23 protein-coding genes and 2 pseudogenes are annotated in these 21,622 nt (G+C 60.8%); 16 read left to right on the top strand and 9 right to left on the bottom strand.

What is annotated here, in order from left to right:
- The first annotated feature begins 219 nt into the window (after positions 1–219).
- The 5 genes from FHX03_RS20105 to FHX03_RS20085 all read left to right on the top strand — a co-directional run bounded on the left by FHX03_RS20105 (position 220) and on the right by FHX03_RS20085 (position 6,681).
- Positions 220–1,665, top strand: a complete 1,446-nt coding sequence (locus tag FHX03_RS20105) for an MFS transporter (RefSeq protein WP_183855119.1) — start codon at positions 220–222, stop codon at positions 1,663–1,665.
- Between the two features lie 276 nt (positions 1,666–1,941).
- The gene (locus FHX03_RS20100) at positions 1,942–3,006 is read left to right on the top strand and encodes a sensor histidine kinase (protein WP_183855117.1); all 1,065 of its coding nucleotides are present in this window, start codon (positions 1,942–1,944) and stop codon (positions 3,004–3,006) included.
- 122 nt (positions 3,007–3,128) lie between these two features.
- Positions 3,129–3,680, top strand: a complete 552-nt coding sequence (locus tag FHX03_RS20095; RefSeq protein ID WP_097625827.1) for a DUF924 family protein — start codon at positions 3,129–3,131, stop codon at positions 3,678–3,680.
- A gap of 90 nt (positions 3,681–3,770) precedes the next feature.
- Complete coding sequence (locus tag FHX03_RS20090) at positions 3,771–6,302, top strand: mechanosensitive ion channel family protein (RefSeq protein ID WP_183855115.1); 2,532 nt, start codon at positions 3,771–3,773, stop codon at positions 6,300–6,302.
- A 112-nt stretch (positions 6,303–6,414) separates the two neighbouring features.
- On the top strand, positions 6,415–6,681 hold the full coding sequence (locus tag FHX03_RS20085; protein WP_183855113.1) for a hypothetical protein: 267 nt from the start codon (positions 6,415–6,417) through the stop codon (positions 6,679–6,681).
- Between the two features lie 6 nt (positions 6,682–6,687).
- Here the strand turns inward: FHX03_RS20085 and FHX03_RS35005 are convergent.
- Positions 6,688–6,813: pseudogene (locus FHX03_RS35005) on the bottom strand (arsenate reductase (glutaredoxin)); the annotation flags it as partial.
- A pseudogene (locus FHX03_RS35100) lies at positions 6,793–7,380 on the bottom strand (squalene cyclase); the annotation flags it as partial. The pseudogenes FHX03_RS35100 and FHX03_RS35005, both read right to left, overlap by 21 nt.
- A 355-nt stretch (positions 7,381–7,735) precedes the next feature.
- On the opposite strand from FHX03_RS35100, the gene FHX03_RS20075 reads away from it, so the two are divergent.
- The gene (locus tag FHX03_RS20075; RefSeq protein ID WP_003593930.1) at positions 7,736–8,566 is read left to right on the top strand and encodes a response regulator; all 831 of its coding nucleotides are present in this window, start codon (positions 7,736–7,738) and stop codon (positions 8,564–8,566) included.
- A 186-nt stretch (positions 8,567–8,752) separates the two neighbouring features.
- The gene (locus FHX03_RS20070) at positions 8,753–10,084 is read left to right on the top strand and encodes a diguanylate cyclase (RefSeq protein WP_097625824.1); all 1,332 of its coding nucleotides are present in this window, start codon (positions 8,753–8,755) and stop codon (positions 10,082–10,084) included.
- A gap of 53 nt (positions 10,085–10,137) precedes the next feature.
- On the opposite strand, the gene FHX03_RS20065 is transcribed toward FHX03_RS20070, so the two are convergent.
- Both FHX03_RS20065 and FHX03_RS20060 read right to left on the bottom strand, forming a co-directional pair.
- The gene (locus tag FHX03_RS20065) at positions 10,138–11,160 is read right to left on the bottom strand and encodes a GlxA family transcriptional regulator (RefSeq protein ID WP_003564299.1); all 1,023 of its coding nucleotides are present in this window, start codon (positions 11,158–11,160) and stop codon (positions 10,138–10,140) included.
- Positions 11,161–11,455: 295 nt separating this feature from the next.
- On the bottom strand, positions 11,456–11,656 hold the full coding sequence (locus tag FHX03_RS20060) for a hypothetical protein (RefSeq protein ID WP_003593933.1): 201 nt from the start codon (positions 11,654–11,656) through the stop codon (positions 11,456–11,458).
- Between the two features lie 274 nt (positions 11,657–11,930).
- Here FHX03_RS20060 and FHX03_RS20055 point away from each other — a divergent pair, with 274 nt between their 5' ends.
- The 3 genes from FHX03_RS20055 to FHX03_RS20045 are packed head-to-tail and all read left to right on the top strand — an operon-like array spanning position 11,931 to position 12,643.
- Entirely contained in the window at positions 11,931–12,164 is a 234-nt protein-coding gene (locus FHX03_RS20055; protein WP_012557983.1) for a DUF2171 domain-containing protein, read from the top strand.
- Between the two features lie 51 nt (positions 12,165–12,215).
- Positions 12,216–12,425 (top strand): DUF2945 domain-containing protein, encoded by a 210-nt coding sequence (locus FHX03_RS20050; protein WP_183855111.1) that lies wholly within the window; start codon positions 12,216–12,218, stop codon positions 12,423–12,425.
- A gap of 32 nt (positions 12,426–12,457) precedes the next feature.
- Positions 12,458–12,643 (top strand): DUF3008 family protein, encoded by a 186-nt coding sequence (locus FHX03_RS20045; RefSeq protein ID WP_183855109.1) that lies wholly within the window; start codon positions 12,458–12,460, stop codon positions 12,641–12,643.
- A 37-nt stretch (positions 12,644–12,680) separates the two neighbouring features.
- On the opposite strand, the gene FHX03_RS20040 is transcribed toward FHX03_RS20045, so the two are convergent.
- Positions 12,681–13,400, bottom strand: coding sequence for an MgtC/SapB family protein (locus tag FHX03_RS20040; protein ID WP_183855107.1), 720 nt, complete (start codon positions 13,398–13,400; stop codon positions 12,681–12,683).
- A gap of 231 nt (positions 13,401–13,631) precedes the next feature.
- On the opposite strand from FHX03_RS20040, the gene greA reads away from it, so the two are divergent.
- Both greA and FHX03_RS20030 read left to right on the top strand, forming a co-directional pair.
- On the top strand, positions 13,632–14,114 hold the full coding sequence (gene greA / locus FHX03_RS20035; protein ID WP_183855105.1) for a transcription elongation factor GreA: 483 nt from the start codon (positions 13,632–13,634) through the stop codon (positions 14,112–14,114).
- Between the two features lie 131 nt (positions 14,115–14,245).
- Complete coding sequence (locus FHX03_RS20030) at positions 14,246–14,605, top strand: hypothetical protein (protein ID WP_183855375.1); 360 nt, start codon at positions 14,246–14,248, stop codon at positions 14,603–14,605.
- Here FHX03_RS20030 and FHX03_RS20025 read toward each other — a convergent pair.
- The gene (locus tag FHX03_RS20025; RefSeq protein ID WP_183855103.1) at positions 14,596–15,504 is read right to left on the bottom strand and encodes a LysR family transcriptional regulator ArgP; all 909 of its coding nucleotides are present in this window, start codon (positions 15,502–15,504) and stop codon (positions 14,596–14,598) included. The two genes, FHX03_RS20030 and FHX03_RS20025, sit on opposite strands and share 10 nt — an antisense overlap.
- 99 nt (positions 15,505–15,603) lie before the next feature.
- Here FHX03_RS20025 and FHX03_RS20020 point away from each other — a divergent pair, with 99 nt between their 5' ends.
- Complete coding sequence (locus FHX03_RS20020) at positions 15,604–16,212, top strand: LysE/ArgO family amino acid transporter (RefSeq protein ID WP_183855373.1); 609 nt, start codon at positions 15,604–15,606, stop codon at positions 16,210–16,212.
- 149 nt (positions 16,213–16,361) lie between these two features.
- Here the strand turns inward: FHX03_RS20020 and FHX03_RS34525 are convergent, their stop codons facing one another.
- On the bottom strand, positions 16,362–16,580 hold the full coding sequence (locus tag FHX03_RS34525; protein WP_246699270.1) for a hypothetical protein: 219 nt from the start codon (positions 16,578–16,580) through the stop codon (positions 16,362–16,364).
- Positions 16,581–16,653: 73 nt separating this feature from the next.
- Here FHX03_RS34525 and FHX03_RS20015 point away from each other — a divergent pair, with 73 nt between their 5' ends.
- Together FHX03_RS20015 and FHX03_RS20010 are read left to right on the top strand one after the other, a co-directional pair.
- On the top strand, positions 16,654–17,595 hold the full coding sequence (locus FHX03_RS20015; protein ID WP_172643288.1) for a LysR family transcriptional regulator: 942 nt from the start codon (positions 16,654–16,656) through the stop codon (positions 17,593–17,595).
- Positions 17,596–17,694: 99 nt separating this feature from the next.
- A complete protein-coding gene (locus FHX03_RS20010; protein WP_003540537.1) occupies positions 17,695–17,850 on the top strand; it encodes a hypothetical protein in 156 nt (51 codons plus the stop codon).
- A 75-nt stretch (positions 17,851–17,925) separates the two neighbouring features.
- On the opposite strand, the gene FHX03_RS20005 is transcribed toward FHX03_RS20010, so the two are convergent.
- Both FHX03_RS20005 and FHX03_RS20000 read right to left on the bottom strand, forming a co-directional pair.
- Entirely contained in the window at positions 17,926–18,276 is a 351-nt protein-coding gene (locus FHX03_RS20005) for a hypothetical protein (protein WP_097625816.1), read from the bottom strand.
- A gap of 34 nt (positions 18,277–18,310) precedes the next feature.
- Positions 18,311–19,312, bottom strand: a complete 1,002-nt coding sequence (locus tag FHX03_RS20000) for a glycine betaine ABC transporter substrate-binding protein (RefSeq protein WP_179867119.1) — start codon at positions 19,310–19,312, stop codon at positions 18,311–18,313.
- Between the two features lie 723 nt (positions 19,313–20,035).
- On the opposite strand from FHX03_RS20000, the gene FHX03_RS19995 reads away from it, so the two are divergent.
- The gene (locus FHX03_RS19995) at positions 20,036–21,490 is read left to right on the top strand and encodes a cobyric acid synthase (protein ID WP_183855101.1); all 1,455 of its coding nucleotides are present in this window, start codon (positions 20,036–20,038) and stop codon (positions 21,488–21,490) included.
- The last annotated feature ends 132 nt before the right edge of the window (positions 21,491–21,622 follow it).

The raw sequence follows: 21,622 nt of genomic DNA, 5'->3' as shown, positions 1-21,622 counted from the left end.
AACTTGGCCTCGCTCCGGCGGGGCCTTTTTCTTAAAGTCGCGCCGCCCGCCGCGTCGGGAATATTCCCGCGCAGTGCGAGATTTAGCCTTTCCGGCCGCGCGCAACGAGCGTATGCAGCCATTGCGCGGCGCTTTTCCGCGTTCTCTCGCGCGGCAGATCTCCGATCGGCTTCCTTCCCGTTTTCCTGCCGCGGTATCCAAACTTTCATTGGCAGATCGATGACGACGGCAGAGACGAGCGAGAACGGGCAGGAGGCGGCAAGCGGCCGCCAGGCGAAGATCGTGGCGCTTGTCGTTGCCGTTTCCTTCTTCATGCAGATCCTCGACGGCACGATCGTCGCCACCTCGCTGCCGCAGATGGCGGCAAGCTTTAATGTCCAGCCGGTGTCGATGAGCATCGGCATCACCGTTTACATGCTGACGATGGCCGCCTTCATTCCATTGTCGGGCTGGCTCGGCGACAGGTTCGGTGCGCGCCGTATCTTCCTGATGTCGATCGCCGTCTTTACCGCCGCCTCTCTGTTTTGCGGTCTGTCCGGCAGTCTTACGGAATTTGTGCTGTGGCGGGCCCTCCAAGGCGCGGGCAGCGCGCTGATGACGCCGGTCGGGCGCATCATCGTGCTCAAGAACGCCCGCAAATCCGAACTCGTCCAGGCGATTGCGCTGATCACCTGGCCGGCGCTGACCGCACCCGTGATCGGCCCGGTGCTCGGCGGCTTCATCACCACCTATGCCAGCTGGCACTGGAACTTCCTCATCAACATCCCGGTCGGCATTCTCGGCATGGCGCTGGTGCTGCGCTTCGTGCCGGAGCAGCGCGAGACAGGTCCCGGCCGGTTGGATTTCGCCGGCTTCGTTCTGAGTGCTGCAGGGTTGACCTTCCTGCTTGCCGCCCTGGAGCTTTCGGTCAAATGGGACGGCGGGCTTTTCCCCGTCATATCAATGCTCGCCGCCGGCATCGTGCTGTCTGTGATGGCGACCCGGCATTTCCTCGCTGTCGACAATCCGCTGCTCGACCTTTCAGCCTTCCGCGTCCAGACCTTCTCGATGTCGACGCTGTCGGCCGGCACGGCCTGCAGGGTGGCGATCAACGCGACGCCGTTCCTGCTGCCGCTCCTGTTCCAGCTCGGTTTCGGGCTGAGTTCGATTGCTGCCGGCACCTATCTGCTCGTCTATTTCCTCGGCAATCTCGGCATGAAGACGGTGACGACACCGCTGCTGCGATTCTTCGGCTTCCGCGTCGTGCTGGTGTTCAACGGGCTGATTGCGGCACTTTCAATCGCCGCCTGCGGTTTCCTCACGCCGGGTACACCGCAGTTTTTCATCCATGCGCTGCTTTTTCTTGCCGGCCTGTCGCGGTCGATGGAATTCACCGCGCTGAACACACTGGCCTTTGCCGATATCGGTCCGGCGCAGCGAAGCTCGGCCTCGACGCTGTCGAGCATGCTGCAGCAGGTGTCGATGCTGCTCGGCGTCGCCGTTGCGGCGGCCGTGCTGAATATCACCTCGGCCCTCAGGGGCGCCGATAATCCCGTTCTTGCCGATTTCCGCTGGGCCTTCGTCGTGGTCGGCGCGATCGGCGTCATGTCGTCGCTGCGCTTCCTGCAATTGCCGGCGGAGGCAGGCGCCGAAGTGTCCGGCCATCGGAAATTCCAGAGGAATTAGCCCGCCGGCGGAACCAATCGGGCCGCTCGGCGTTTCAGCGTTTCATTTCAGGTTTTCCGTTTCCAATCTCCTTGAACGGCTCCATGGGAACCTCCTCCAGGTCAGGTCGTGTTCTGAAAATGCCGGTTTCCAGCCATCCTCCTTCCGCGCCGCCTGCAAGAAGGGCGAGGGATAGCCGCTGTTTACCGCAGGCGGCCGATGCAATACCACATTGCTACGCGGACGACTCGGACGCTTGCGGGCGGTCGTTGCTGCGAGAGAAAGCCGGGAGATGGAATGAGCACTTCTAGCGGCGATGCGGATGCCCTGATCCGCATCCTCTATATCGATGACGACGAGGGGCTCGCCCTCTTGATGCAGAAGAACCTCGGCCGGCGTGGTTTTTCGGTCGAATGGGCCGAGAGCGGTGCTGCCGGCCTTGCGAGACTCGGCAAAGGCGGCATCGACGCCGTGGTGCTCGATCATGTTCTGGCCGGCGAGACTGGACTCGACATCCTGCCCTGCATCACGGCGCTGCCGGATCATCCGCCGGTCATCTATGCGACGGGTTCGGACGATACCAGCATCGCGGTCGCGGCGCTGAAAGCCGGCGCCGACGATTATATGCTCAAGGGGATCTCGGCCGATTATTTCGACCTGATCGCCGCTGCCCTCGAACAGGCGCTGGAGCGGGCGCGCTTTCGCCGCGAGACGGCGCAGGCGCAGGAGGTGATCCGCCAGCAGCGCGACCTTGCCGAGATGCTGCTTGCCGAGGTCAATCACCGCATCGCCAACAGTCTCGGCCTTGTCGGCGCGCTGATCCGCATGCAATCCTCGATGACCAAGGACCAGGTGGCGATCGATGCGCTGCACGAAACCCAGATGCGCATCAACGCCATCGCCAGCGTGCACCGCCGGCTCTATACCAACCGGCAGGTCGGCTCGGTGCAGGTGGATGAATATCTGAACAGCCTGCTCACCGAACTCGAAGCCTCGATGCGCGATGACAAACGACCGCACCGCATCGTGCTCACCGCTGGGCCCGTCAATCTGGCGACCGACAAGGTGATCACGCTCGGCCTGATCGTCAGCGAGCTCGTCACCAATGCCTTCAAATACGCCTATCCCGACGGCGTGCCGGGCGAAATCCGCGTCGTTGTCGATCAGACGGATGAGGCGTTGAGGGTCATCGTCGAAGACGATGGGGCGGGATTCGATCCGGAGAGCCCGGCGAGGGGAACCGGGCTCGGCACGCGGATATTGACGGCCATGGCTGCGAGCTTGAAATCGGATTTTGCCTATGACCCCGGGCATGATGGGACAAAGGCGACGCTGGTGTTTTCGTTGAGTGAGGGGAAGTAGATAGACGTGGGTGGCTGGAAGTAGGAAGGTCTGCTGTATGGATCATGCCGCACACTATGATCCCTTCTATGCAATGGCTTACCGACGCCGCATTATCGAACATAACGCTAGGTGAAGCGAACATGACGACGATCCGTACGCCGAGGGAAGTCTATGATTTCTGGTTCGTCCGATGCGGCCGGGAGCTGTGGTTTCGCCCGCCGCCGGAGCTCGACGTCGAGATCCGCGAAGGCTTCCGAGAGACGCATCTGACTCTTGCCGCGGGCATCAGTGATGAATGGCGGGCGGATGCCGAGAGCCGGCTCGCGGCCGTCATCGTGCTCGACCAGTTTCCCCGCAATATTTATCGCGGCACGCCTCTCGCCTTCGCAACCGACGGGCTGGCGCTTCGGGAGGCCAAGCTCGCCCTTGCCGTCGGCGCCGACCAGGTGGTCGAGACCGCCTGCCGCACCTTCTTCTATCTGCCGTTAGAACATGCCGAAGACCTTGGTGAGCAGCAACGTTCGGTGGCATTGTTCGCCGCGCTCGGCGATGAGGAATATCTGGATTATGCGATCCGCCATCGCGACATAATCGCCGCCTATGGCCGCTTTCCGCACCGCAATGCCATGCTCGGACGGGAATCGACGGCTGGGGAACGCGATTATCTCTCCAAGCCCGGGGCCGGCTTCTAAACCTTTCCAGGAGCTTCCGCCTTTCTGTCGCCTTTCTTTGCTAGGAAAAGCTGGAACTCCATCCCGACGACAACCTTTCCGGAGGCGCTTTTGCGGCTGAGGTCCATCCTGCTTCGCACCATTCTTCTCGTGACGCTGGCGCTCGCCGGCGCGCATTTCAAGGGTGCCGCAGCCTTCGCGCAGGAAGCGCAGACGCAGGCGGCCGTGCCGGCGCCTGTCGATACGCCGTTCGACCAGGCGGCGAAAGAGATCGACAAGGCGAAGGTCCAACTGACGGCGCTTCAGGACGGCGTCAAGCAGAATGCCGACAATGACGATGCGCTGGTTGGGCTCGCGACCAAGGCCGACGAGCTCAGCCGCGCCGTCATCACCATATCGGTCAATCTCAGGCCGCGTTTCGACCAGATAAAGAACCGGCTTGCCGAGATCGGCGATCCGCCGAAGGACGGGCAGCCTCCCGAAGCCGAGATCGTCACCCAGGAGCGCAATACGCTCGCTGCCGAGCGGGCGCAGATCAATGCGGTGACAGGCGACGCCGAAAACCTGTCGATCGCGGTGACGAAGCTCGTCAACCAGATCATCGAGATGCGGCGGCAGCTGTTTGCCGATACGCTTTTCAAGCGGACCGAGGTCTCCGCTTCGGTGATCGACGATGCGGCTGGCGCCTTCGTGCACGAGATCAGCGAATTCTCGCAGGCTCTGTCGAGCTGGGCCGTCTTCGTCTGGAAATTCAAGCGTTTTCCGATGTTTGCCGCGATCTTCCTGTCGCTCGCCTCAGCGCTCATCCTGCTTTCCGGCAGCTACCGGCTGTTCGGCGCGTATCTACGCCGCGATGAGGCGGTCGAGGAGCCATCCTATATCGGCCGGTTGTCGATCGCCTTCTGGTCGACCCTGATCCGTACGCTGGCGCTCTCGGTGCTGCTCGTCACCTCGTTCTTCTTCCTGAACGGCTTCAACGTGCTGAGGCCGGATATCGCGCCGGTCATCGGCGCGCTGTTCGGAACAATCGGGCTCGTCTATTTCGTCGGCCGCTTCGTCAACGCCATCTTCGCGCCGCGTGAGCCGCGCTGGCGGCTTGTGCGGCTTTCCAATCTCGGCGCCCGCTCGATCGGCTATTGCCTGCTGGCGATGGCTGTGGTCAACGGGCTCGACTATCTGTTCGGCACCGTCAGCGAGGCGATGGGCTCGCCGCTGGTGCTGACCGTGATCAGAAGCCTGTTTGCGGCGCTGATCATCGGCATGATCCTGATCACGGTCTCCTTCGGCAAGCCGATGCTGGCGAGGAACGGCGATCCCGACGCGCCGGGAAGGCATTGGCCGCGCGGCATGGCGATCATCCTGCGGGTCGTCGGCGCCAGTCTCATCATCGCCGCGCTGACAGGGTATGTCGGGCTCGCGCGCTTCGTCGCCACGCAGCTCATCATTACCGGTGCTGTTGTCGCCACCATGTATGTCGGCCTGCTTTCCGGCAAGGCGATTTCAAGGCAGGAAAGCTTCGGCGATACCTTCTTTGCCCGCTTCCTGACACGCCGCTTCAATCTGGGGCCGGTGGCGATTGACCAGGCCGGCCTGCTCGTCGGCCTTGCCATCTATGCCGTGGCGCTGATCGTCGGCGTCCCGCTGATCCTGCTGCTCTGGGGCTTTCATGTGCAGGATCTGCAGATCATCGCCTATAGGCTGTTTACCGAGGTCAGGCTCGGCGGCATCAGCATCTCGCTGCTCGGCATCTGCACCGGCATCCTGCTGTTTGCCGGCGTCTACCTGCTGACACGCTGGCTGCAGCGCTGGCTCGACGGAAATGTGATGGCAAGAAGCCATGTCGATCTCGGCGTGCGCAATTCGGTCAAGACGGGCATCGGCTATCTCGGCGTCGGCATCGCCGCTATCATCGGCGTCTCGGCCGCCGGCATCGATCTGTCGAGCTTCGCGCTCGTCGCCTCGGCGCTCTCTGTCGGTATCGGTTTCGGCCTGCAGAACATCGTTTCCAACTTCGTCTCCGGCCTGATCCTGCTGGTGGAGCGGCCGTTCAAGGTCGGCGACCATGTGGTGTCGGGCACGGCCGAAGGCATCGTCAAGCGCATTTCGGTGCGCGCCACCGAGATCGAGACCTTCCGCAAACAGTCGATCATCGTGCCGAATTCGGAGCTGATCAACGGCCTGGTCGGCAACTGGACGCATCGTAACAAGATCGGCCGCTCGGAAATTCCGGTTTCTGTCAGCTACAATGCCGATCCGCAGCAGGTGATGGATATACTCCTGGAACTGACGGCGAAGATACCGCTGGTCATGCGCAATCCCGAGCCGCACGTCGAATTCCTGCGCTTCGGACCCTATTCGCTTGATTTCGAGTTGCGCTTCTTCCTCGCTGACATGGGCGACGGCATGACGGTGCGCAACAATCTCAGGATCGAGATCCTCCGGCGTTTCAAGGCCGAAGGCATCGAGATCCCGCTGCCGCAGAGCGACCTCACCATCCATCGCGATGCTCCGCCTGTCCTTGCCAATGCCGTCAAGGAGCGGACGGACGGCCGGGACGATCCAAAGAACAAGCCCATCGAGGAAGAGGAGCGGCCGGTGCGGCAACTGCGCGGGCGGACGGCGGATGGCAGCTTGAAGAGCTGAACGGCTCATTCAGCCATCATTCACAGGTCTATGTGCATGATCTCCACCATCGGGATCGCTGCCGAGGGCAGCACCGGTCGTTCGAGGGGAGGGCGCGCCCGCGCCGCCGCACATGATGGCAAGGTTTGCCGCCGTTTTGCTTGTCCCGCTGCTTGCCGCGCCCGCGGTTCAGTCGGCATCCATCACTAACACCGATCCGGCTGCAGTGGTGCTTGTCATCACCGAGAGCGGCCAGCGCGTCGAGGTCGTGGTCGATGCCGGTGCTTCGGAGAACCTCTGCGCTTCCGGCTGTTTCATGACGACGCCCGACGGCGACCGCATCGGGCTTGACGGCGGCGAGACGATCGACATTGTCAAGGGCTCGGCCGTGGTGAAGTAAGCGGGATCAGACGATCCGCTTGCCCTTGGCGTCGAGCACTTTCTCGCCGTCTTCCTTGGTGAAGGCGCCTTTGTGCGTCTCAGGCAGGATTTCCAGTACCAGCTCGGAGGGGCGCGACAGGTGGCGCTCAAGCAGAAATTCCTCACCAGACCGGCGCGCCTCCCGGCATTGCGGCGTGCCGCCAGTCGGTCTCTCGAATTCCAGCAGGCCTTCCAGCACATTGATGGTGCGGCGAAGGAGGAGCGGTAGGAGCCGTCGATCCGCTCGCAGTTCCAACCGCCGTCGTCGAGACGCTCGCCGGTCAGCCTGTCGACAATTGGCGAGACATCGATGCCGAAATAAGCGCCGTCGGCGATCGTGCGGCGGTTGATGCATTCTTCGACCTCGCACTGCCAATAGGGCTGGCCGTCTTCTTCCCAACGGCGTTGGTGCCGATCAATTCGACTCTGCGCCTGGCCTGCCCGCAGGCGGGATCGAGACCGAATTCCCTGAGTTGCGACAGCGAAAAGCTCGTGGCCGTCCATGCCTGGCCGTGCTCGCGCCATTCCTGGGGATCGAAACCGGCGGCAGGAAGGCGCCGCCCGCCCATTGCGCGTCCTCGTCCCGGCAGGCAAGTAGCCTGGCGCCCCAGCCCTCGGTCTCCACCTTGGCCCGCTCGGCCATCTATTCCCGCTCTGGGGCGTCCAGCAGGTCACGCATCACCTGCCACCGGATCGACGGGTCGGAATCGATCAGCCATTCGATCACCGGGTCGGATTGGGTTCTGGGCAAGCCTCGTCGGCCGGTCGGTCGTAACCCTGTTTAAAAATGCTTCGGCGGCGCGCTGCCAGCCGATGGGCGCGCGTAAGTGGCGTCTTACCCGCGTGATCAGCCCGTCCTTCGAGGCTGCAGCCTCCGTTTCGCGGCTGATTTCTTAATCATATCTGCAAGAAGTCGGAGGTGGCCCTATCAGGCCGCTTCTTCGTTTCACGTCCGGACGCGCCGATTAATAATTACTCAAATTAATTGATGTACCAAATTGATCCGGGGACAGATTTTACATCAAAGGTTTGCTATGGCGTTTCTAGGTATTTCGGGGATGCAATATTCCGGGGAAATGTTTGCTGGTGCGCGTATTATTGTCGCGGAAGATTCCAACGTATTCACCTCGATGATCAGCAAACGCCTCAAGGAGCTGTTCGACATTGACGTCGAGATCTGCCGCAGCTTCGAGGATCTGCAGTTTTCCTACGACAAGTCTTCCGATCCGATCACGCTGGCAATCTCGAACATCAACCTGCCCGGCGCCGAAAACGGCGAAGCGCTTGAATATCTGGTCGATCTTTCCATCCCGACCATCGTCTTTACCGGCACCTTCCACGACGGCATGCGCGACAAGCTGATGGCCAAGGACATTGTCGACTATATCCTCAAGGACAATATCTTCGCCGTCGACCTTCTGGCGGAATCGATTTGCCGGTTCCTGACCAATCATCGTCACCACGTGCTGATCGTCGACGACAGCGCCACGGCCCGCGCGCTGCTGTCGAGCCGGCTGAAACGCTATAATTTCCGCGTCAGCACCGCCGAGAACGGCGCCAAGGCATTGGAGATCCTGAAGGCCAACCGCGATATCGGCCTGATGATCACCGATTACAACATGCCCGACATCGACGGCTTCGAGCTGACGCGGCGCATCCGCTCGAATATCGGCTCGCATGAATTGCGCATCATCGGCGTTTCCTCCTCCTCGAACCGGTTGCTTTCCGCGCGTTTCCTGAAGGCCGGTGGCAATGATTTCATGCTGCGCCCCTTCATCGACGAGGAGTTCTATTGCCGCGTCAACCAGAACCTCGATACGCTGTTGCAAATCCAGTCGATGCGCAGGGAGCGGGCGGTTGCCTGACGGCCCTTCCAGTATCGATATCGCCAGCGAGGCGGAGATGATGGTCGCAGACCGTCATCGAATTTCTGCAATTACAAGTAACGCCGTCATTTGTCCCCTTCACGCGCGCAGGCCCCTCGGTTATCTTCCGCCGCGCCGGGGAGAGGGCCGAGTCGAGGCCATCGGACGCATGGGGGATTAGCGGCTGTGGCTTTTCAAGCGGATTTTCAGCGAGATGGCATCGGGCTCCGCTCAGGCGGGCTCAAAATACTTCTGGTTGAAGATTCCCGGATGTTTTCCGCTGTGCTCTGCCATCGGTTCCAGACCGAGCTCGGCCTTGCAGTCAAGTCCTGCCCGTCGTTGAAGGCTCTTCGCGAGGAACTTGCCGAGGACGGTCACGGCTATACCATGGCCGTCGTCGATCTCAACCTGCCGGATTCGCCCTATGGCGAAGCGCTTGACTGCACGATCGAGCACGATATCCCGGCGATCGTCTTCACCGCGACATTCGATCTCAACACGCGCAACAGGATCATGGAGCGCAATGTCATCGATTACGTGCTGAAGGACAATGAATTCGCGCTCGACAATCTGGTTGCCACCGTCCGGCGGGCGATCTCCAACCGCAAGACGCGGGTGCTCGTTGTCGATGATGTCGTCTCGGCGCGGCAGGTGCTGGTCGACCTGCTGAAGGCGCAGCAATATCTCGTCGTCGAGGCAAATTCGGGGCTCGAGGCACTGGCAGCACTCGAGGCTTACAGCGATATCGAGCTCGTCGTCACCGACCACCATATGCCCGACATGAGCGGCTACGAGCTGACGCGGCGTATCCGCCACCGCTTCGGATCGGACAGGCTGCGCGTCATCGGTGTTTCCGCCTCCAATGACCGCATGCTGTCTGCCAGTTTCCTCAAGGCCGGCGCCAGCGATTTCGTCTACCGGCCCTTCGTCGCCGAGGAATTGCAGTGCCGCATCGCCAACAATGCGGAAACGCTGGCGCAGATGCGGCAGCTGAGGGCGGCGGCGGCGTGCGACTACCTGACCGGCCTCTACAACCGCCGCTATTTCTACGACAACGGCCCGAAGCTGGTGAATGAGTGTCTGCGGCTGAAAGTGCCGAGTTCCGTGGCCATTCTCGATATCGACCATTTCAAGCGGCTGAACGATACCTACGGCCACGAGATCGGTGACAAGGTGCTGAAGGCTGTCGCGAACAGGCTGTTCACGATCTTCGACGGCAGCGACAATCTGCTCTCGCGGCTTGGCGGCGAGGAATTCGCCATCCTTTTCCCACAGATGGATTCCCTTGCCGCGACCAAGCTTTGCGACGAGATCCGCTCGGACATTTCCCGGCTGAAGGTCACCGCCGACGACGAGGAACTCGGCGTTACGATTTCGATCGGCATTGCCGAAATCGAAGGCTACGAAACTTTCGAGAACTACCTCAACGCCGCCGACCAGTTCCTCTATATGGCCAAGCACAGAGGCCGCAACCAGGTCTATTCCGACGCCAGGATGACGGAAGAAGCGGCGCAATAAGCTATTCAGGCGAAGCGCCGCCCTAATGTCAGGCGGCGCGCTCTTTCAAACTCTCAGGCAGCGACCGCCTGCTGGCGCGCGGTCGCCATGGTCATCTTGCGCTCGGCGCGCTCCTGCTGCGGCGAGCGATGGTAGAGTTCGCGATAACACTTGGAGAAATGCGAGGCCGAGACGAAACCGCAGGCAACCGCGACCTCGACGACGGGCATCGAGGATTGCACCAGAAGATGGCGGGCGCGATCGAGGCGGATTTCGAGATAGTAGCGGGCCGGCGAGCGGCCCATCTCCTGGCGGAACAGCCGTTCGATCTGGCGGCGGGAGAGGCCGGCACCATCGGCGATCTCGATCAGCGACAGCGGCTCGGCCAGATTGCCTTCCATCAGCTCGATGATCGACAGTACCTTGGCGTTCTGCACGCCGAGGCGGGCGCGCAGCGGCAGGCGCTGGCGGTCGTGCGGGTTGCGCACGCGGTCGGTCAGGTGCTGTTCGCAGATGCGGTTGACGAGGCTTTCGCCGAAATCCTCGCCGACGAGGTTCAGCATCATGTCGAGCGAGGCGGTGCCGCCGGCGCAGGTATAGAGATTGCCGTCGATCTCGTAGAGATCGGCATAGACTTCGGCCTGCGGAAAGGCTTCCGAAAAGCCCGGCAGGTTTTCCCAGTGAATGGCGCAGCGCTTGCCGTTCAGAAGGCCGGCCTGGGCCAGCACATGCGCGCCCGTACAGAGGCTGCCGACGGCAACGCCGCGATTGTAGCACTCACGCAGCCAGGCATTGACCGACTTGTTGTTGAACTGCTCGACATCGATGCCGGAACAGACAAGCACCATGCCCGGCCGGTTTTCGCCGCCGAGATGGCGGCGCTCTTCGGCGAGCGAGGAATTGGCCTCGACGCCGATGCCGCAGGAGGAATAGACCTTCTCCCCGTCGAGGGAGGCGAGCCGCCAGGTATAGGCCTGGTAGCCGAGCATGCGATTGGCGATGCGCAAGGTGTCCACGGCCGCCGAAAAGGGCAGCATGGTGAATTGCGGTACCATAAAGAAGACCAGCGAACGCTTCTTGATCTGCATCCTGTTCATAGCGAAATCCATGCTCGAGGGGCGATGATACATTCGTTGCGCGGAATGCGTCGCGCCGATGTCCTGAAAGCGACACTGGCATGGAAAAATGCGGCCGGGAAGAGCAAATATGCGACATTGGTCGCGATCTAGTCAGTCAAACCGCCCGGAGGGCTGAGGATGGGACAAAGATCGGGCTGACGGGCGACTGACATTCAAGCCTGAAAACGGCCTGGGAATGGGCGGTCAGGCCGCGAAAAAGGCGGCGTTGCGTGATGCAGACGCCGCCCTCATCTTGAGAGGAATGTCGCATTCATTACATGGTCCGGTGTTTGTTGTCGTCCGTGCTCGGCCAGCCAATATCCTTGCGGATGTCGAAGGGCATCGCTTCGATTTCACGGGCGGTCCGCCAGCGGGTCCAGGCAAGCACGAGCTTGCGAGCATAATTTGCCAGATCGAAGCGGCCTGCGCCGGAGGTGAAGGGCTTGCCGCCACCGCGATAGGTGAGCGTGGTCATTTTCCGGTTCCTTTCTTAGGTCAGGGACATGGTCATCGATGGGAGGTTCGTCCATGTCCACGATGCCAATATGGCCTCTGGGAACCCATCATTCAAACGAATAGAGTTTATGGATAACATCAGAGATATTGAATGATCATTGCGCCGCTGCCGGGTTTTCTTGAGTCGCTAGATTGATCCCGGCCAGCATAATTCCGGCTGCGGCAAGACGCATCGGAACCATGTCCGCTCCACGTCGTTGCCGTTTCGTAGCAATGACGCAAAGGAGGAAACGATGATTTCCGCAGACCAGATCCGAGAACATATGGAAGTGCGGGCTGCCGACGGCACCCATATGGGGACGGTCGATCATCTCGACGGTCCCACCCGCATCAAGCTGACGAAGACCGACTCGGAAGACGGCAAACACCACCTGATCCCGATTGATTGGGTCGATCACGTCGACGCACATGTTCACCTGTCGAAGAACGCCAGGGATGTCCGCAGCCAGTGGGCCACCATCAACTGACGAGCGGTCGGCTGCGGCTTCGGCCGCAGCCCCATCATCAAGGGAACACATATGTCCAAACAATTGAAAAAGGGCGACGAAGTAAGCTGGGATACCAGCCAGGGAGAGACCGAAGGCAAGGTGGTGAAGAAGCAGACCAGCCCCACGAAGATCAAAAGTCACAAGGTGAAGGCATCGGCGGCGGAACCGCAATATATCGTCGAGAGCGATAAATCGGGAAAACGCGCCGCGCACAAGCCAGGTGAACTGAGGAAGCTTTAAGGGCTGCTGATCCCAACGAGAAGGAGATCGATATGCCAGCCAAGTCCAAGGCCCAGCAGAAGGCGGCGGGTGCCGCACTCTCGGCCAAGCGCGGCGATACGCCCAAGAAAGAGCTCAAGGGTGCCTCGAAGCAGATGGAGAAATCCATGAGCGAGAAGCAACTCGAGGAGTTCGCCTCCACCAAAAGAAAGGGTAAACCGGAGCACGCCTCCAAATAGGTCGAAGAACAGCGGCAGCGACGGCCGCGCTGTCCGATTACGTCGTGGTTGAATGCATCGAGAAATTCGCGACCTCGTGCGTCTCGGAGACGGCGAAAAGGATTGCGCGTGCTGATGCATCCGGATCTTTCGCCAGCCAGCGCAACTCGAACGTCAGGCCAATGCGGCCATCTTCGGTCTGTCCCAGCGAAATGAACAATGCGCTGCATTCAAGGGAGCCCAGCACATTTGACAGGTCGGGAATATCGGAGCTCGAGCCATAGACGACGAGCGTCGCCTTGCGTTCGCAGCGCAGCCAACTGTCCAGGCGTTTCAGCGGCGACAGCACGATGAAGGCAACGACCGTCGCCACTGTGCCGGTGACGATCTGGCCGCCGCCGAAACAGAGGCCGACCACCGTCATGAACCACAGGGTTGCCGCCGTGGTGACGCCGGTCATCATGTCGCCGCGCCTGAGGATTGCTCCGCCGCCGATAAAGCCGACGCCTGTGAGGACGCCGAGGGGAAAACGCAGCACGTCCATCTGCGTGAAGAAACTCAGGGTTTTTCCGTAGGTCGAGAGTAGCAGGTTCGCCTGGACCATTGCGATGCAGGCGGCAAGCGCCACCAGGATCGTGGTCCTGAAGCCTGCGGCGTGGCCGCCGCGCTCGCGATCGAGGCCGATAAGGCCGCCGGCGATCACCGTCAGCATGATGCGCGCGGTGATATCCCACCAGCTCGGCGTCAGCGGCATGGCGTCGGTCAAGAGCGAAGGCATGCCGCGCTCCAGACTTCATCCCGGCCTTTCCGCTGCTCGTCGGGCATTCGATCCTCCTCGGCCTGGATGCATCCGGGTCTAAACGCCTTACCGCAAGACGCTCCCCGTTGCCGGCGCCCGCGCCGCCAGGTCGAGATTGGCGGTTCGGCTGCAGCTGATGTATGTATGATTTCAAATATGGGCAGTTCGCCCGTCAACAAAAGGGCGCTGCGCCCAAAACGGAGTATAGAATTGGCCGTCGCCTTCACCAAGGAAGAGAGTTTCGAAACCGCCTCGGAAACCCTGCTGCCCGATCGTCCGGTTTCGCCGCATCTGAACCTGGTCACGGAGGCCGGGCTCACGGCTCTGGAATTGCAGTTCCGGCAAGCTCGCGAGGCTTATGATGCAGCGAGCACGATCGATGACGTGAACGAACGGCGGCGGCAGGCTGCAGGTCCCTTGCGCGACCTGCGCTACCTCGCGGTAAGGTTACGCACCGCCCAACTTATGGACGATCCTGCGTCAACCGACACTGTTGCCTTTGGCAGCACGGTGACCTTCAGCCGTGACGACGGGCGCGTGCAGACCTATCGGATCGTCGGCGAGGATGAGGCCGATCCCAAGGCCGGATCGATTTCCTATGTCTCGCCGGTGGCGCGGTTGCTGATGGGCCGGGCTGTCGGCGACGTGGTGGAAACGGGCGGCCAGGAACTGGAGATCATCACTATCGCATAGGACGCGATCTCTAAGTGGTGTCGGATTCAGCGACACGCAATTATTGTTTTAAAAATGGTACTGTTTGGTACTTTATTTATGAGGCATTTACCAATCGTGACTTAGAAGGTGACATTCCATCATCGAAAGTCATGCTCATGGTCAGCGCAATTTCCAGTTCTGCATCCACCATTTTGAGTTCAGCCGCTTCAACCTCGTCTTCCAGTTCATCGGATCAACTTGCTTCTCTCGAGGCGCAGCTTGCCGAAAAGCAGGCAGCCCTGTCGCAGACAAAGGACGAGAAAGAGAAAGCCACAATCGAAAAATCCATCGAGACGCTGGAAGCCAAGATTGCCAAGCTCGAAGCGTCCGAGAGCAGCAAGGCCGAGGCGTCTGCCGGATCGAAGCCCGCCGCCGAGGCTCCGCAGGAGCTTGCCGGCGAAAGCGACCGTATCGGCACGAAGAATTTCGACGAGACCAGCGAGTTCGGCAGCCGCACCGCTTACGTTTGATCGCAATAGAGGCGGCGCTTCGCCACAGTGACGACTTCGCGCGTCAGCTCCGCCAGGCGGTCGGCGGCGAGGCGGTTGATCTGCCAATAGAGTGGAATATCCAGCGGTGTACCGGGAACGAGTTCCACAAGCCGACCTGAGGCGAAATGTTCGCGGGTCAGCTGAGTCGGGTTCATCCCCCAGCCCATACCCGAAAGGGCGGCCTCGACGAAGCTTTGCGTCGAGGGCAGCCAGTGGGTGGGGTGATCGAGATCCTGTCCGAAGGTCTGCCTTATCCAGCCGCTCTGCAACCTGTCCTTCTGATTGAAGGTCAGCGTCGGCGCATTGCGGATCGCCTCGGCGGTAACGCCATCAGGAAAGTGGCGCGCAACGAAATCGGGGCTCGCCGTGGCGTGATAGCGGAGAATGCCGAGTTCGAAGCGACGGCATCCCCTGATCGGCTTTTCCAGACTGGTGACGGCGGCGATCACCCGTCCGCGCTCAAGCCATTCGGCGGTGTGATCCTGGTCGTCGACGGCGATGTTCAGGAGGTAGGACGCGTTCTTCGCGAAATTCGCCATGGCCTCGACGAACCACGTTCCGAGACTATCGGCATTGGTTGCGATCTGAAGGGTGACCCGCTGGCGCGGCTCGTCGGGATCAAAGAGCGCCGGCAACTGCCCGAGGAGTTCGGCCTCCAACATGCCGACATTCTCCATGTGACGACAGAGCCATTCTCCTTTTTCCGTTGCCGTGCAGGGCGTGCCTCTGACGATGAGCACGGTGCCAAGACGCTCTTCGAGTTGCTTCACGCGCTGCGAAATCGCCGACGGCGTGACGTTGAGGATGGTCGCGGCGCGTTCAAAGCTGCCGGTCTGGACAACGCTTGCGACCGCGCGCAGGGCGGGATAATTGAGCATGGATTAGTTTTTCTTAATTGGGATAAGTTGGATTAACTAGTCTAATTCGCGGATTGGCGATAGCCCACCGTTACCGAAGTGAGGGTGTTCGCCGAAGCAATGAATTTTTCGATCTATGCCACCGGCCTGATGATGGGCCTCAGCTTGATTGTCGCAATCGGTGCGCAGAACGCTTTCATCCTGCGCCAGGGTCTGCGCAATGAACATGTTTTCGCCGTCTGTCTCGCCTGCGCGCTCTCAGATGCCGTGCTGATCGTGCTCGGCGTGACCAGCCTGCAGCAGATCGCCCGGTTCATGCCCTGGCTCGATCCGGTCATGCGTTATGGAGGGGCGGCGTTTCTCGCCTGGTATGGCACGAAAAGCCTCTATTCCGCCTTTCGGTCATCCGCTACCCTCTCGGCGGCAGAAGCCAAGACTTCAAGCTTTCGCCAGACGCTCGCAACCTGCCTCGCGCTCACCTGGCTGAATCCGCACGTCTATCTCGATACGGTCGTGCTGCTCGGCACGATCTCGACGCGTTACCCCGAACAGCAGGCTTCGTTTGCCGCGGGAGCGGTAACGGGTTCCTTCCTGTTCTTCTTCTCTCTCGGATATGGCGCGACATGGCTGCGGCCGATTTTCTCGAAACCGCCGTCCTGGCGGATGCTGGAAACAGTCGTCGCTTTCACCATGTGGATCATCGCCTTCAAGCTGCTCGGCGGGATGTAGACGACTCAACGGTCGGCTTTACGCACGGTGACGAATTGGCGAGCCGTCCTTGCGGTTCCTGTTCAGCAGACCCGTGCGCAGACCAAGTCAGAACCTGCGACAAATTGCAAGCTCTGCGCGTCTGAAAAAAGCGGCGCTGGCGGCGCGCCTTATGCGCGGCCCGGTGATTCTACGATCCTCAGCGCCCGCTTCGGCCGAGCGGCCCTGTTCACAAGCGGCGGCTCCATTTCACGCTGACAATCGGCCATCAGGTGCGACGGAAATCGCTTCAATTCCCGCAACGCATGCTCGTGGTTCGCATCTCTGCGCCGGCGCGACTTGAATGCGGAAAGAGCCTGTACGATATTCCATGTGCTTGATTGTGCCATGTTCGGCCTCCTTTGCTTGCTTTAGCCTCCGATACCCAGAATATGAGTGCCGATTGACATTCAATCAAACAAAATGATATGGGGTTATAAATCAGAAAAATTGAAAGATGCGACGATGAGCCTTCCCTTTCGCCGTCCCATTCCTTTGCTTGACAACGATGTACTGCGAACCTTCGTGGCCATCGCCGAGACAGGCAATTTTTCGACTGCCGCTGAGGCGGTCTTCCGTACGCCTTCGGCGGTGTCGATGCAGATCAAGAAGCTCGAGGAACAGCTGGGCGCAACACTGTTTTTGCGTGACGCGCGCTCGGTATCGCTGACGCGCCACGGCGAGATGCTGCTGTCTTACGCCCGCAACATCCTGGCACTGTCGAACGAGGCGGTGTCGCGCTTCATCATGCCGGAGCTCAGCGGTGTCGTCAGGCTCGGCGCGCCGGAAGATATCGGTGAGCGGCTGCTCCCGAGCATCCTGAAGAGTTTCGCTGAAAGTTATCCCGGCATCATGGTCGATGTGACGATTGACATGAGCATTGGGCTGAAAAAGCGCATGGAGGAGCAGCGGCTCGACCTGGCCTTGATCAACTGTGCGACGCGGCCGTTCCCGACAGGTGGCGAGGTGGTGTTCCGCGAGCGGCTGGTCTGGGCCGGCGCCAGGTGCGGTTCGGCGCATCGCCGCGATCCACTGCCGATCTCGATCTGGGAAGACGGCTGCATCTGGCGCCAGGAGGCGCTCTCCCAACTCGAACGCAATAAACGGCACTATCGCGTCGCCTATCTCAGCGGCCACACCATGGCACAACGCGCCGCCGTGCTCTCCGATCTGGCCATTGCGCCGCTGCCGCTATCCTATGTCAATGAAGACATGGCGATCCTGGGCCCGCAGGAAGGCCTGCCGGAACTCGGCGCTTTCGATATCCGCCTGCTGACCGCCTCGCAAGTATCAGGGCCGATCGAGACGGTAGCCGACAGCATTCGTGGCGCCTTTGCCGAGAGAGCGAAGGCGGTTGCTGCCTGACGATCTCTTTCCAGCGTTGAACCTTTTGTCCCCTTGTGCGTTATCGGCGCGAACGGCATAAGTCCCGTTCGGGGTTGATTTCAAACAAGGATATTCGAAATGACGACAACGGCCAAAATCGCCGCAGCCTTGATGGTTCTTCTGGCGCTCTCCTCCTGCGGCAACACGATCCGCGGCATAGGAAAAGATACCGCAAACACCGTGAACGCCACGCAGGACGCCGGCCGCTCGGTTGACCGCGCTGCGAAGAAATAACGGCCGTTCGATTCCTGCGGGAATCGGCCGATCAAGTCCTGCCCGGGAACCGGATCAAATGTTGACCGGGCCGGATCAAGAGTTGACCGGGGGATAAGCCTTTTCCAGGCCGCCGGATCGGTCAAGACCGGTCCGGAAGGCTTGGTAAGCAGGATGCTGGCTGGAACGGGCGGTTTCCATCAGCCGGATCTGCAGCCGATCCGGTGCTTGAGCTCCGAGCCACAGGCCGAGATTTTCGAGCTTCAGCGAGTTCAGGAAACGCGAACCCGCGGCGAGATCGAGATGGCGGCGCAGGCCGTCAAGCAGGTTATCGTCCTGAGCGACATTTTCCATGAGCAGCGTCAGATATGATTTGTCCGTCTCCGACAGCGCGGCGAGCTTTTCCGCAACGGTATCGCGGTCGGGAAAGGGAACATTGCCATTCATGTCGAATCGTCCGGTCGTTGATCGTCTCCTGCCGTTATAAGCTCGCCTTGACCTTCTCGGCTACATCGGCCGGAACCCATTTCATCCACAGACCCTCGTAATTGCGAAGGAAATGGATGGCGGCATCCTCGTTGCTTTCGTGGTTTTCGTCTTGCCAGGCGAGAACCTGATTGATCGTCTGATTGTCCCATTTGCGGGTTTTGAGATAGGTGGTGACAGGTCCGGAGCGGCTGGCAAAAGACCTGGTCATCAAGGTGAAGGCGCGCGAGACCGGGTAGGAATTGACTTCCGGCCTCAAGCAGCCGGCAACCGCCGTGCAGCGGTCCCACTCTGTCTTGTTGTGGCCGACGCCGAAGCTCAGCCGCGTCATGTCGTATTTACCGAGGACGGCCGTTGGCGCCCAATAGTATCCGAGCCAGCCGACCTTGTTTTCGAAGGCGCGAGCAATCGAGGCATCGAGCCGTTCGGGGCTGCCGGTTTCGACGAGTTCGAAGCTCTTCTTGTCCGCGGCAAGCGCCTTGAACAGGTTGGTGGTCGATATCTGGCAGCTCCAGTCGGCGGGACAATTGTAGACCGCGCCCTTCGACACATCGTCCTCGGCGGGGAACAGTTCGGGATGTTTCAGCGCATCTTCGACCGACCGGATGTCGGGATTGGCGTCGGCAATGAATTTCGGGATCCACCAGCCCTCGACCGCACCGTCGGCCAGGATCTCGGCTCCCTGCACCAGCCGTCCGGCGTTGACGGCCTGATCAAGCAAGGCTCTGACGGAATTGATCCAATATTCAGAGGCGATGTCCGGAGTGCCTTTCTCGTTCATCGAGGCGAAGGTCGGCAGCGTGTCGCCGTCGACGATGGTGACCGAGCAGCCGTAGCCCTTTTCCAGGATGATCTTGTCGAAATTCGCCGCAATACCGGCTGAGGCCCATTTCATCTCGGCGATCGAAACCTTGCCGCACTCTGCGGCTTCGGCCGGCGCAACGGTAGAAAGAGCCGCGGCAAAGACGGCTGGAATCAGAATCGTCTTCATCGTCATTCCCCGAATTCTTCTTTACAGCGCCGCGTCTTTTCAGACGCGCTAAGGATGCTGGGAGACATTTACCGATGCGCAGCCGGGGGTCGCAAATCAGCGACAAGTTTCTCCGGCGCCCAAAAGGAAATGCCGCGATCCCGCGACAAACGTTTTCCGCTTCATGGGGCGCTTCGTCCTTGCGGCTCCGGCAGCTTATCGCAGGTCATGGTTCGAAAATGGCGTTTTTGGGAAGCCTACGCGTTCGCTCGCAGAAATCAACCGTCTTCTGCTGATGGTTGCGGGACTAAATGATTGAATTCGAAGAATTTATCTCAATATCCCGAAAATGGCGCCTTTAAGCAGTTTGCACGCTCTTGGCGATCGCCGGTGGGGCTTCGGCAGAAATTTCGGCGAGAAAGTCAAAAAAAGTCAAAATTAACATTTGCGTAAGGCTTCAATAACTCTCCGGTAAGAATGTGCCGTTATCAGTTGGGTCGTGGCGGCAATGACCGCCGCTTCCCCGGTTCAGGTAGTGCGTACCGGGGAAAGCGAGCTTCGCCGTGTAGGGGCGAAGACGCCTGAGTTTTCGGCAAACCGCGCAGAGCCAAGGCCATGCGCGGTTTTCGCGTTTCTGCGGGACGCTTGAGCAGGGTCAAGTCCTGACTCAGAACACGTCTTGACCGAGGGCACGCCTTGACCCGGGATCGTCGCCCATTGTAGGCCTCGCCTCAGCGAAAGGCGGCCACTATGGCAAGAGCGATCATGCTGCAGGGAACCGGCTCGGATGTCGGCAAGACGGTGCTGGTCGCCGGCCTTTGCCGGCTGGCGGCCAATCGCGGGCTTGCCGTCCGGCCATTCAAGCCGCAGAACATGTCGAACAATGCGGCGGTTGCCGATGACGGCGGCGAAATCGGCCGGGCGCAGTGGCTGCAATCGCTGGCGGCGCGCACGCAGTCCTCGGTGCACATGAACCCGGTGCTGCTCAAGCCGCAATCGGAGAATGGCAGTCAGATCATCGTGCAGGGCAGGGTGTTCGGACAGGCGAAAGGGCGGGATTATCAGCGGCTGAAGCCGCAGCTGCTCGGCGCAGTGCTCGAAAGCTTCGAAAAAGTCGCTGCGGGCGCCGATCTCGTCATCGTCGAGGGTGCCGGATCGCCGGCCGAGATCAATCTCAGGGCCGGCGATATCGCCAATATGGGTTTTGCGACCCGGGCCGGCGTGCCTGTCGTGCTCGTCGGTGATATCGACCGCGGCGGCGTCATCGCCTCGTTGGTCGGCACGCATGCGATTCTCGATCAAGGGGACCGGGCGATGATCGCGGGCTATATCATCAACAAGTTCCGCGGCGACATCTCCCTGTTCGACGACGGCATCTGCGCCATCGAAGGCTTTACCGGCTGGCCGTGTTTCGGCGTCGTGCCGTGGCTGCCGGGTGCGGCGCGCCTGCCGGCCGAAGATTCGGTCGTGCTCGAACGGCTGGCGAAGGGCAGGGCCGGGGCGCTGAAGATCGCCGTGCCGGTGCTGCCGCGCATCGCCAATTTCGACGATCTCGACCCGCTGCGGGCCGAGGCGGACGTCGAACTGGTCTTCGTGCGATCGGGCGAACGGCTGCCTGCCGATGCGAGCCTCGTCATTCTTCCCGGCTCGAAAGCGACGATATCGGATCTCGCCGATTTCAGGGCTGAAGGCTGGGACCGCGATCTCCATATGCATGTCAGACGCGGCGGCCGAGTGATCGGCATTTGCGGCGGCTACCAGATGCTCGGCCGCACGGTGCACGATCCGCTCGGTCTCGAGGGCGGGACACTCGAGACGCCGGGGCTTGCGCTGCTCGACGTCGAGACCGAGATGGCGCCTGAAAAAACCGTGCGCAACAGCCATGCCCGCTCGACTGAATACGACGTGCCGCTTGCCGGCTACCAGATCCACCTCGGCATCACCCACGGCCCGGATTGCGACCGGCCTTCGGCGATTATCGACGGCGCACCCGACGGGGCGCTTTCGGCCGATGGCCGGATCATGGGCACCTATCTGCACGGGCTCTTCGGCAGCGACGCCTATCGCGCCCTGCTGCTTCAAAGCTTTGGGCTCTCGGGGGAGCAGAGGAATTACCGCGAGAGCGTCGAGTGGGCGCTGGATGAAATCGCGAGTGACCTGGAGAAGCATCTCGATTCGCGCTGGCTTGCGGGGTTGCTGGGGTAGGGATGGATGTGTGTTAGGCGGGGATTGCCGCGCTGCCTTGCTCCCGCTGGAAGCAGGTCCCCTATGTTCGGTTGATCTGAGGTGCTTAACCTCTTCTCCGTCATTCCTGTGACAAGCGCAGGAATGAAGGAG

Source organism: Rhizobium sp. BK456 (assembly GCF_014194045.1).
GTDB classification, from domain to species: domain Bacteria; phylum Pseudomonadota; class Alphaproteobacteria; order Rhizobiales; family Rhizobiaceae; genus Rhizobium; species Rhizobium redzepovicii.
Note: the sequence above shows the minus strand (reverse complement) of the source record. Positions and strands in the feature narration are given on the sequence as shown.